This is a genomic window from Hirschia sp., assembly GCF_058892565.1.
In genome coordinates, this window is sequence record NZ_JBZXVU010000017.1 from 70973 (window position 1) to 82893 (window position 11921).

An 11921-nucleotide genomic window follows, 5' to 3' on the forward strand; every position below is an offset into this window, starting at 1 on the left:
AAAATACTCTAATTGAATTGCTGATTGCGCGGGTCATCCATAATTTGACGCTGCAATTTCACGATTTCATCCCCAAGTTCACTCTCAAGGTCGATACGCTCCTGCACTTTACGGCAAGCATATATCACAGTGGTGTGGTCACGTTTCCCAAAATTGAATCCGATGAGCGGGTAAGAACACGTCGTCAATTCACGGCAAAAATACATCGCAATCTGACGCGGCTGCGCCAAATTACGACGACGCGATGCAGAATCCAGATCAGCTTTTGTCACACCATAGTATTTTGCGACAACATCTTTGATCGTATCAATCTTAGGTGCGCGACGCTCACCAACAATCAAACGAATAGCATTTTCAACAGCTGCTTCAGTCACAGGCTTATTCGCGAGTACAGTTCCTGCAAAAACATTTCGAACCGCTCCGTATAGTGCACGCCCTGATGCGGTTAAACGTTCCGCCATCATATCAATCCATGCATCTTCCAAAGAAAACTCAGGGAAGTCCTCTTTGATAATTGCAATTTTTGAACGAATAATTTCAGCACGCATCTCAATTTCAGGACGATGAACCTCAACAACCACGCCGCCTTGAATATCGTCACGCATACGATCATCTAAACACTCAAGACGTGTCGGTGCAGCATCTGCTGATAGAACCACTTTTCCACCATTAGATGTTACCGCGCGAAGATGTTGGAAGAACTCTTTCAAGGTTGCGGCACGAGATGTAATAAGCTGCAAATCATCCAAAAGAACAATATCGGCATTTCTAATGCGATTACGCTGAGCGCTTGTATCTTTCTGACGGACACCCTCAACAAATGACAGCATAAAATCTTCTGCACTCATATATACAGCTGATTTAGCTTTCGTTTGCACCGCGCAATCATGCTCGATCGCACGCAACAAATGCGTCTTGCCAACACCATGCGCTCCATAAAAAAGCACGACAGAAACAGGACCAACAATGCCAGAAGCGACTTTACGCGCAATATTTGCTGCAAGCTGATTGCTATCACCGACAACAAGCGTGTCAAAAGTCTGTGTTAGATCTACGCCTTGCGTAAAATCTACACTTTCTTTTTTGTCTGCTACTTTGGTGTTTTCTGCTGATGCCTTTACAGACACCGCTTTTTCATTCTGATTTGCACGATTAGTTTTCGCTAAAGCTTTCAAATCTTCACACAGATCTGCATCTGCCATAAGATTTACAGGACGGGATTTAGGGTCAAGCGCAGCCCAAACACCCGTAATGTTTCTCATATAATCACGATCAATACGTTCGCGATCAATTCTTGATTCAGTTGACAAAGTCACAGTGCCATCAACTTCAGCCACAAAGACTAAAGACGCCATCCATTTATCGAATGAACTCGCACCATATAGGTCACGCAATTTTGCGCGCACTTCACTCCAAATGACAGGACCACGTCCTCCTTCGGAAAGTATTTCAGCTTGCATGTCCAAGTCACCAAATAGCGACATGGATTCTTTATGTGTTTGGTTGTCCATCTTACCCACAGCCCCAAATTCTTATTTTATAAATAGCCCTCCCTACCCACAGTTATTTTAGATACGCCACTCTCGTTCACACCCATGAACAAGCGGTGTGTGGCGTCCTTCTGCAGTGCAAGGAGAAACTTTCTCTGAGGAGGAGATAATCATCAAAATTAACCCTGTTAGTCAACGGATATTCACAGGTTAGGTCACACCCGCCAAAACATTTTTTTTGTCAAATCAGCACTAATTTTAAAAAGACAAGTGATTCCAGAGACCTAGAAAAAATGAGAAAAACGCAAGCGAAAAAAGACTCTTTTTTTACGAAAAAAAACACACAGCACACGGATGACTTCCATTGCGAGTCGGCTGCTTCATTTACCATGTTTTGACAAGACCATTTCTCAGCATTTCAACAGAAACAATCACTTTATTCTCTGGATATTGCTAGTAGCAATATAATAGGCAAAAATAAAGGCAAGCTACATGAGCCTGCCTCTTATTCTTAAACCCGAAGGCTTTATGTTTATGCCATCGCCTTAACGCGAGATGATAAACGAGACACTTTACGTGAACCTGTGTTGCGGTGAAGGATACCTTTACCTACAGCACGCATGATTTCTGGCTGTGCCGCTTTTAGCGCAGCTTGTGCAGCAGCTTGATCGCCACCCGCAATAGCTTCTTCTACGCGACGAATAAAAGTACGCATACGTGAACGGCGATTCTTGTTAACAGCCGTCTTCCGCTCGATCTTACGTACCATCTTTTTGGCGGAACTAGTGTTGGCCATATAGTGCAGTCTCCGAACATAAAATTAGGTTTGAGCAGTCTATCTCACACATGGGACGGCCACTCAGAAGCGGGGTAGATACCAACAGGAGATATTTTCGTCAACGATGAATCTTCAGAATCTCGAAATTCCTTCAGTTCAAACGCCATTTTACTTGTTATGCCACCGTGCAGGACGGTTTTCAATGAATGCAGCCATACCTTCATCAGCGTCTTCCAAGGCAAAAATCGCATGAAACGACTTACGCTCAAACGAAATCCCTTGAGAAAGCGTCGATTCATATGCTGTGTTAACAGCTTCTTTTACCAACATTGAAGCCATGCGAGACTTGCTTGCAATATTCTTAGCCATTTCTTGTGCTAAATCCTGAAGCTCATCCGTAGGCGCTACTCTAGCCACCAATCCAGATGCGAGTGCTTCCTCTGCATTCAACATACGGCCGGTCAGACACATATCCATTGCTGTCGACTTGCCAACAAACCGTGTCAGGCGCTGCGTACCACCAATTCCTGGCAATAGCGCAAGATTTATTTCAGGTTGTCCAAATTTCGCATTGCTCGCAGCCACGATAATGTCGCACATCATCGCAAGCTCACATCCACCACCCAATGCATAACCCATAACGGCAGCTATTGTTGGTTTACGGCATTGCGCAACGCGTTCCCAATGAGATGTAATAAAATTTTCTTTTAAGTTCTGCGCATAATCGCGGCCAGCCATCTCTTTAATGTCTGCTCCGCCAGCAAAAGCCTTTGTGCCCTTACCAGTTATAACAATACAACCAATCGTATCTTTGCTTTCGAAATCATCAATCGCAAGGGCGACTTCTTTCATAAGCTGGTTAGAAAGAGCATTACGCTGCTCTGGCCGATTAAGCACAATAGTGGCAACACCTGTGGCTTCATCTACGTTCGTTTCAATCAGCACATAGCTCATAAAAATTCTCCTTGCGTCGTACCGCCTCGACGGCAAACTGCAAATTAGTCGTTCATAACCGATGATGCTGGACGTACGACAAGCTTAAACTCAGATCGCACAATACCATCACCGCTGATCAGGCTGATATAAAGGCGCTCATTTCCGCGCTCAAATACCAAGGGTTGCTCTTTTAAAACCCAACCGAATGCCGGCAAAGTTTCCTCAAAGAAAAACCGTGACTGATCTACCGTTCCTTTGCCTTCGGCCGACACCTCTACGATGCGCCCAAAAGGTGTTTCAAACTCAACAGGTTCCGCCAGCTCGGCAAAACCAGCTGGCAAAGGAATATCCTGAATTGTTTCTAAAAAATCTACTGCGCTGGCTGGTACAGCAAAACTCAACGAAAATACAAGAGCCCCCAGCAATGATAAAAAGTGTCGGCGCAATATTGATGCACAAAGAAACATCATCAGCCCCTTCCTTTTGTAGCTTGTTGCCCAAAGATAGCAAAATAGCGCTATACCCACTTTCTAACAAGCACACCTTTTCAAAAGCTTACTTTTGACAAGACGCACAAAAGAATGTCGATCTGCCTGACTGAGAGATACGCTGCACCGGTTTATCACACACTTTACAAGGCTCATTTTCTCTACCGTAAACCAAGAAATTGTGCTGAAAATAACCTAGTTTGCCATCTGTTTGAGCAAAATCGGATATAGAAGAACCGCCCGCTTCAATTGCCTCACTGATGACATCCTTAACGATGGGTGCCAGTTTTTCAGCTCTCTTACCTTTTATAGTGGAAGATATTCGTGTCGGAGAAATGCCCGCGCGAAACAACGCTTCACACACATATATATTGCCAAGCCCAGCAACCACTCTTTGATCAAGTAAGGCTGATTTAATGGGCGAAGATTTTTTTTGCAAAACTTCATTTAAATGCGCTGCAGAGAAATGATTTGATAAAGGCTCAGGCCCTAACTCTGAAAAACGCTTGGATTTTTCGGCTTCGCCTGCACGATATAACTCCATAAATCCAAAGCGTCTTGGATCATTAAACGTCACTTTCAAATTATCCTCTAAATGAAAGACAACATGATCATGTTTTGGATTTCCAGCAATTGCATGCGCAAATATATCAAAGCCTTCTCCTTCTATGGAAAAACGGCCCGTCATCCCCAAATGCATGGTCAACAATTCACCTGATGAAAGCTCAACCATCAAAAATTTGGCGCGCCGATCCAAACGCTCTATTTTTACACCTTGAAGGCGTTGAGAAAAATCATCAGGAAACGGAAAACGTAAATCAGCACGCCGCAATTCGACGCGTTCAATGACGCGACCTTGCATTGCGGGGATTAAACCGCGACGAACAGTCTCTACTTCAGGAAGCTCTGGCATTCAGATAGCTATAGCGCGTAAGCAAAGCTTCGCCTATGGTGTTCGTCAAAATACTAAAACTATAGTCCACAGGATGAATTGATGACGGGCGAAAAAGTATCATTCGGGTTTGAAGACGTTTCAGAAGAAGAAAAAGTCTCACGCGTTAAAGGTGTTTTCCGTTCTGTCGCTTCCAAATACGATCTTATGAATGATCTCATGTCTGGGGGCATTCATCGTATCTGGAAATCCAACACGATTGCCCGCTTAAATCCGCAACCGGGTGAATTGCTTCTTGATTGCGCGGGTGGCACAGGTGATATCGCGCGCGCTTTCGTTGCAAAGGCAGAAGAAGTTCGCCAACGCCGAGGCGGCGAACCTGCTATGGCTATTGTCACAGACATTAATGACGACATGCTATTGGCGGGATTAGAGCAACGCGGCGATGACGGATTGATCTGGGCATGCGCCGATGCAACCAAACTCCCCTTCCCCGACAAATGCGTAGATGTCGTGACAATTTCATTTGGCATTAGAAACGTTGTCGATATTCCCGCAGCATTAAGAGAGTTTCGCCGCGTCCTTAAACCTGGCGGCCGCTTTGCCTGCCTTGAGTTTTCACATATGGCGACCAAAGAAATGCAGGCTGCCTATGATGCGTATTCTTTTAATGTCATCCCGCAATTAGGAAAAATAGTGACCGGCGATAAAGACAGTTATCAATACCTTGTCGAATCGATCCGCCGCTTCCCTAAACAGGAAAAATTTGCAGACATGATAAAAGAAGCAGGTTTTTCCAAAGTCTCCTTCACAAATTATACTGGCGGTGTTGCTGCTCTACACACAGGTTGGGCGATTTAACCGATTATGTTTAAAGCCATTGCAGATTATTACCGCTTGATAAAAGCGGGGACGACACTCGCAAGACATGATGTTTTGATACCTAGCGATATTCGCCGCCATCTACCTTGGCCGGGCAAACTTGTGGGCATGGTGCTGCGTTTATTTTCTGGTAGCAGCAAAAAGAAAAGCACTGGCGACCGCTTGGCATCCGCCCTTGAAAAAATGGGCCCAGCTTATGTGAAGCTGGGACAAATCCTCGCCACTCGACCAGACATTATAGGGATAAAAAACGCACAAGATCTTTCTCGTCTAAAAGATCGCGTTCCGCCTTTTTCAGTCGCACTCGCAGAAAAAGCACTCAAAGCCGAATTTGGAGACGAATGTTCGACACTCTTTCCACAGCTGGACGCACCTATTGCCGCAGCATCTATATCCCAAGTCCACAAAATACACACAGAAGATGGGTATAAAGCCCTCAAAATTTTAAGACCCGATGTTGAAAAACACATCGAAAAGGAATTACGCGCCCTTCGACGCCTTGCGCGCATGATCGAGAAATTTGTTCCTGATTCCAGACGTTTACGCCCAATAGACGCCGTTGAAACAATAGCTCGCTCTTTAACATTAGAGTTGGACCTGCGTTTTGAAGCCGGCGCTGCTTCTGAATTTAAAGAAGTTCTCAAAATCGATAATTATGCCGGCGCACCTGAAGTTGATTGGAAACGCACAAGCAAACGCGTTCTGACCACTGAATGGATATCTGGACAGGCCATGACCCGGCTTGAGGGGATAAGTGACAAAGATCGCGAAGCGCTCGCTTATAAGGTTAATCGTAGTTTTCTTGCCTCCGCGCTAGATCATGGCTTTTTTCATGCCGACATTCATGAAGGCAATATGATACTACACCCTCCCGAAAAAGACGGGGATGAATATGAACTGACCTTTATTGATTTTGGAATTATGGGACGGATAGGTCCAAATGAGCGTCTTTTCCTTGCTGAAATCATAAATGGCTTCCTAACGCGCAATTACACCCGCCTTGCCCGTGTGCATTTTGAAAATGGCTATGTGCCGGCAGAGCATTCAATGGATGATTTTGCACAAGCATTAAGATCTGTAGGCGAGCCTATTCATGGGCAAACAGCAGAAGATCTTCCAATGGGCCGTATTATCATGCAATTGTTTGATATTACAGAACAATTTGGAATGCGCATGCGCCCAGAACTCGTGCTAATTCAAAAGACAATGGTACAAGTTGAAGGTGTTGCACGCGCCATTTACCCGCCACATGATATATGGGAATCGGCGCGTCCAATCGTTGAGCGTTGGGTTGCCAGAGAATTTGGACCTGTAGGTGCGGCCAAGCTAGCCCAGAATGTCGCCAATGAAGCAACTAACCGCATTAAACGCCTACCTGAATTTATGGACCGTGTTGATAATGCTTTGATTCAAATTGAAAATCCGCCAACGCCCATAAAACCACGCTCAAATTGGCCATTGTGGACTGTGACTTTGATATTAGGCAAAGCCCTCGCCGCTCTAATTGGTTATCTTGTTGGTATTCACGTTTAAGAGATTACATAAAATCTGTTCGGCCCAATCCGTGCATTCCTCATAAATATACGTTAGAACAAGAACGTACAGACCCCTTTGGAGACACAAAACGTGGCTGATAAATCAATTCTACTTATCATTGGCGGCGGGATAGCTGCCTATAAAAGCCTTGAGCTGATCCGTGAATTGGGCCGCGCCGGCGTTTCCACACGCTGCATTTTAACTAAAGGTGGCGAGCAATTTGTAACCCCACTCACCGTCTCATCCCTCACAGGTGAGAAAGTATTTTCCGAACTTTTCGACCTCGATGATGAAGCCGATATGGGTCATATTCAACTCTCTCGTTCCACGGATTTGGTTGTCGTCTGTCCCGCTACTGCGGATTTAATGGCGAAGTCCTGTGCCGGTATTGCGAATGATCTAGCGACAACGACTCTACTTGCGACTGATAAACCCGTGTTCATGGTGCCGGCCATGAATGTGCGCATGTGGGACCATCCAGCAACCCAACGCAATGTCAGACAATTGCGCCTTGATGGTATTGAAGTGATGGAACCAGATGTTGGCGAAATGGCATGTGGTGAATATGGGCCTGGTCGGCTGCCGGATATTATGCGGATAAAAGACGAAATTCTTGATCATTTGGCGCGCCCGATTGATGCACCCCTCGCAGGCAAAAAAGCTGTTGTTACAGCGGGCCCCACAAGAGAAGCTTTAGATCCGGTTCGATATATTTCAAACCATTCTTCAGGTAGACAAGGCTACGCAATTGCCTCTGCACTATCTCGCCTTGGAGCCGACGTCACATTGGTGTCTGGTCCAACTTCCTTGCCTCAACCGGCTGGTCTAAATTTTGTTCAAGTTGAAACAGCAATAGAGATGCTAGATGCTGTAAAATCCGGTTTGCCATCAGATATTTTCGTTTCCGTCGCAGCAGTCGCGGACTGGAGACCGGCAGAACCATCAGATGTAAAAATCAAAGCCAAAACAACAAAAAAAGGCATGGGTTCAATCACGCTTGTTGAAAACCCTGATATCTTAAAAACCATTTCCCACATGAGCGAAGACCGCCCCAAGCTTGTTATTGGCTTTGCAGCTGAAACAAATGATGTGGAAGATCACGCGCAAGGCAAGCTGGAACGCAAAGGCTGTGATTGGATCGTGGCGAATGATGTGTCTGGCGATGTGATGGGCGGAGCTGAAAACGAAATCGCCATTGTCAAACGTGATGGCATTGAACGTTTACCACGCATGAGCAAAGCATTTGTCGCCCAAAATCTCGCCAAACGTATCGCTGAGAGCTTTAAGGACTAGCCACATCCTCGGTTGCCGCACTATCACCTTCTTCTGAAAGCTCAGTCTCACTTATTTGTATAGCTTTTTTATATTCTACAATCTGTTTTTGTAGTTCACTTATTCTATTCGCCTGCAATTCAGCAATAGATTTAATTTGACTAACTTCCACTTGGTCTTCTTTCGTGGAGACTGCCGCCTCCAGCGTAGATTTTCCATGCACAATTCCGCATAATGCATGATAGTTTACAATATGAAGCTGCAATCCATCATAATCGGCAACATCCAGCATTTGCTGGGCTTTTTCTCTTTCTTCTAAACGCCGCACGCGCACGGCTCTATAATGAAGGTCAGTGTTGTCTCCCCCTAGAATAGTATTGCTCAACTCATCTCTCGCGCCGATAAGAAAAGCACCACCATTTGCAAGCTGATTGGCAGATTGCGCGTGCGTATTCACACCCGCCAATACAGCCAAAGCCAAACCTCCTACCCCCATGGAAGACTTCGTTACCTTTGATTGCGTTATGACTTCCGACATATAGGCATCACAAAGCCTATCCGATTTGGCATAAGCAGCTATCAATATCTGACGCCGGACTATATCATCCACCCTTCCCATAACACCCAAAACATTCTCAATTGGAACTTCCTGCTTTGCACTTGCCAAGAGACTACAATCTCTAATCTCCGAATTGGTATACTGCTTTCGCGGTTTGGGCTTCGGTTTCTTGCCTATACAAGTCTCATATTTTGCAACATTGCCAGCATCTAAAAGACCAACAACATTTGTAGGATCCACTATATTGTTCACCGTCAACAATGTTGCCGGTAATGTTAGTTTATTGGAATAATCTTTAATGTGTGGTGCATTTGAACACCCTGAAAGATACACGAATACTGTAAGAATGATGAATTTAAACTGCATAGTAGCCCCCAACTAGCAATGAATACTTATCCTACTACATTTTCAACCTAAAATACACCCTCAGGTAAATGTCTGTTTTAAAATTGAAAAAAGATATGGCAAGTTTCCAAACCACAACAACCAGTTTAAGCATGTTTCCAAATCTAGGAGATATGTCATGAGCCAGCCAGCAAACACAGCCATCATCGAAGTTAAGCCCCTTCCCCATTTTGAAGGTTTGGCATTGCCTGCTTATGAAACCACAAGTGCGGCTGGCATGGATTTGCGCGCAGCCAATAATGAAGGCGAAGACATTGTGCTGGCTCCAATGGCGCGCGATATGATCCCGACGGGTTTGAGCATGGCAATTCCACATGGCTATGAAGTGCAAATCCGCCCGCGTTCTGGCCTAGCCGCTAAACACGGTATTACATGCCTCAACACACCCGGCACAATTGATGCTGATTATCGCGGTGAAGTGAAAGTCATTTTGATTAATTTAGGATCAGAACCATTCACCATCAAACGCGGCGAACGCATTGCGCAAATGGTCGTGGCTCCCGTCACGCAAGGCGTTTGGAAAGAAGTTGATGAGCTTTCCAGCACCGATCGCGGCACAGGTGGATTTGGCTCTACAGGGCGCTAAAAGGTCCAAAATTGAGTTAACAAAACATAAATTTATTTGATTGAATTTTATGCTTCTGACTCAACATGAATAAACCGTAATGTGAGAAGCTGGCGATACCGACAAACTGAAGAGTTCCTCCCCGTCCTCTTTTGCCAACGGGTCGGGTCGCTCACACGACATCTCACACCTTCAAAATATGCAAGCAGATGATCCAATAGCGACCCGCGATGTTCGGGTTGCATGTGACTTAAAGTGAAGAATTGAGTGGAATTTGCCAAATAAGGTCATCCAACTCGCCTTCGTTCACCCCTTAAAATGAAGGGATGTTAGAGAGTGAGGTATCTTCCTACAAGCGGCAGAAAATCGCCCAAAGGCGACACCCGATGAAGCATTCCTAACGGCGGCTTCTGGCCAATGGAAGGCATTCAGCATTTCAGTGCGAATGGCTCCAATGCGAGCAAAAGCAGGCATTAACTCAGAGACTTGTTTGGTAAGCGTTTGGCGAACTTTTATATTAAAACAATTTACCTCTTTATTTAGCTTACGGTTGTCCAATTTTGTGAGCTATTGAAAATACTCTTTTTATACCCAAATGTGTAATGAAAGAGGATGCTATCATTCGCTATAATTAAGGAGAACTATCATGGCGCTTAAACCCGGCCCAAAACCAAAAGCTAAATCAACAGGAAAACTTGATCAACGTCGGCGTGACAACAAAAACACTCCTGGAAATAAGCCTAGTTTAAAACCTAGTAAATCTTCAAAAAATTAAGATTTGGCGTAGGTGCCTGCGATACCGTCTCGCAGGATAGGCGTAATCGTATGATGCGGTTGACGACAAAACGACTCAGGACATACTCAAGTTCTCCTATCACCTCTTTGCCGAGGGGGTAGCCCTGTAGTCAAACCCTACGCCGCAGCCCGCACCGAGGCCAACAGACACCAGCTGCACTTTTATGATGGATAGCTGTTTTGGAAGAGCGCGGCAGACAGGCTTTATCTTAACAGGCGCTTTATCTATGGCTGCGTCTAAACGCTTTGGGCTGCTCTTGGCCCGTCTCCTGATCTTCGAGCTTTAGGCCAAGTTGATCCAGTCCTTCGCCCCCGCTGCTGAACTTATCCTTGGGCAGACCAAAGAGCTGAGGACGCAGTTAGGCAATTATCATGTAACGGGTTTGTATCTCGGCACTATAGGGGGCGGTGAGGTATTGGCGCGAAATGACACCCTAAGAACTGCTTGATTGCTGATTTTATCCAAACTGATTTGATATCACAGTACGTATTTACTTATGGTTCCGTCGAAACTGTCAAAAACTGAGCGGCTTAAAATCGCCAATAGCGGACGGTTTGCAATTCTGGTAATGAGGCAGGAATGGGCCAACTCCTGCCGGTCTAAATCTACTCCAACTGAAACGGCTCCCCTGCCATATCTGCCAATAAGTAGTCATCATTATTGGCATTGATGTTGAGCTTGCCAAAAGCAAAGGCTGTGCGGTCTATGATGATGTCGCGCGGGCGTAATTCGCGGGAAAGCTCCAACCCATCAAGCGTGCGGCAACGGGAAAAGGCCACATAGGCCTGACCGTGAGCAAACATGCCATTGTCAAAATCGATATAGACATTATCCAGCGTCATGCCTTGGGATTTATGAATGGTCACCGCATACGCTAACCGCAATGGCAATTGCTTGAATGAACCAACGACCGTTCGGCTGACAGATTTTTTATCGGAATCAAAATCATAGCGATATTTTTCCCAAGCTTGGGGCACAATTCGGTAGGTCTCGCCGTCAATTTTCACAAATACTGAGCTTTCGCCCAACGCTTCCACAATACCGATAGAACCATTCACCCACCTGCCCTCTGGATCATTCTTGATCAGCATAACGCGCGCGCCAACTTTCAGATCAAGAAAAGCATCGGTCGGGAAAGAGCGCTCATCAAATTGACCATCACTCACCCCCTCATAGCTGGTAGCAACGCCGGGTAATTCATCGAGGCGTTGCTGATTTATCCGCCATGCCGCCGCATTATTGGGGGTGAGCACAATATGCGTTTCGGATGCATCGGCAGGCGTACGCGATGAAACACGCTCTTTCAGAGTTTGCTCTTCTTC

11 protein-coding genes and 1 pseudogene are annotated in these 11921 nt (G+C 45.5%); 5 read left to right on the forward strand and 7 right to left on the reverse strand.

Annotated elements, in window-relative coordinates; all coding sequences use genetic code 11:
- Positions 1-8: 8 nt before the first annotated feature.
- The 5 genes from dnaA to mutM all read right to left on the reverse strand — a co-directional run bounded on the left by dnaA (position 9) and on the right by mutM (position 4605).
- A complete protein-coding gene (gene dnaA, locus AC5EF3_RS07155) occupies positions 9-1511 on the reverse strand; it encodes a chromosomal replication initiator protein DnaA (RefSeq protein WP_493547541.1) in 1503 nt (500 codons plus the stop codon).
- A 511-nt stretch (positions 1512-2022) separates the two neighbouring features.
- Positions 2023-2286 carry a 30S ribosomal protein S20 gene (gene rpsT, locus AC5EF3_RS07160; RefSeq protein WP_015828857.1) on the reverse strand — a complete coding sequence of 88 codons (264 nt, stop codon included), beginning with the start codon at positions 2284-2286 and terminating at the stop codon, positions 2023-2025.
- A 150-nt stretch (positions 2287-2436) separates the two neighbouring features.
- A complete protein-coding gene (locus tag AC5EF3_RS07165) occupies positions 2437-3222 on the reverse strand; it encodes an enoyl-CoA hydratase-related protein (RefSeq protein WP_015828858.1) in 786 nt (261 codons plus the stop codon).
- 44 nt (positions 3223-3266) lie between these two features.
- A complete protein-coding gene (locus tag AC5EF3_RS07170; protein WP_015828859.1) occupies positions 3267-3674 on the reverse strand; it encodes a hypothetical protein in 408 nt (135 codons plus the stop codon).
- Between the two features lie 85 nt (positions 3675-3759).
- A complete protein-coding gene (gene mutM / locus AC5EF3_RS07175) occupies positions 3760-4605 on the reverse strand; it encodes a bifunctional DNA-formamidopyrimidine glycosylase/DNA-(apurinic or apyrimidinic site) lyase (RefSeq protein WP_493547542.1) in 846 nt (281 codons plus the stop codon).
- A gap of 81 nt (positions 4606-4686) precedes the next feature.
- Between mutM and AC5EF3_RS07180 the strand changes: the two genes are divergently transcribed.
- The 3 genes from AC5EF3_RS07180 (at position 4687) to coaBC (ending at position 8295) form a co-directional block, all read left to right on the forward strand.
- Positions 4687-5445 carry a class I SAM-dependent methyltransferase gene (locus AC5EF3_RS07180; protein ID WP_015828861.1) on the forward strand — a complete coding sequence of 253 codons (759 nt, stop codon included), beginning with the start codon at positions 4687-4689 and terminating at the stop codon, positions 5443-5445.
- Between the two features lie 6 nt (positions 5446-5451).
- On the forward strand, positions 5452-6999 hold the full coding sequence (locus AC5EF3_RS07185; RefSeq protein ID WP_493547543.1) for an AarF/UbiB family protein: 1548 nt from the start codon (positions 5452-5454) through the stop codon (positions 6997-6999).
- 93 nt (positions 7000-7092) lie between these two features.
- Complete coding sequence (gene coaBC, locus AC5EF3_RS07190) at positions 7093-8295, forward strand: bifunctional phosphopantothenoylcysteine decarboxylase/phosphopantothenate--cysteine ligase CoaBC (RefSeq protein ID WP_493547544.1); 1203 nt, start codon at positions 7093-7095, stop codon at positions 8293-8295.
- Here coaBC and AC5EF3_RS07195 read toward each other — a convergent pair.
- Entirely contained in the window at positions 8285-9199 is a 915-nt protein-coding gene (locus AC5EF3_RS07195) for a hypothetical protein (RefSeq protein ID WP_493547545.1), read from the reverse strand. The genes coaBC and AC5EF3_RS07195 overlap by 11 nt on opposite strands.
- Positions 9200-9356: 157 nt before the next feature.
- Here AC5EF3_RS07195 and dut point away from each other — a divergent pair, with 157 nt between their 5' ends.
- Together dut and AC5EF3_RS07205 are read left to right on the forward strand one after the other, a co-directional pair.
- Positions 9357-9824 (forward strand): dUTP diphosphatase, encoded by a 468-nt coding sequence (gene dut / locus AC5EF3_RS07200; RefSeq protein WP_015828865.1) that lies wholly within the window; start codon positions 9357-9359, stop codon positions 9822-9824.
- Positions 9825-10449: 625 nt separating this feature from the next.
- Positions 10450-10578, forward strand: a complete 129-nt coding sequence (locus tag AC5EF3_RS07205; RefSeq protein ID WP_493547546.1) for a hypothetical protein — start codon at positions 10450-10452, stop codon at positions 10576-10578.
- Positions 10579-11204: 626 nt separating this feature from the next.
- On the opposite strand, the pseudogene AC5EF3_RS07210 reads toward AC5EF3_RS07205, so the two are convergent.
- Positions 11205-11921, reverse strand: a pseudogene (locus AC5EF3_RS07210) (AAA family ATPase); the annotation flags it as partial.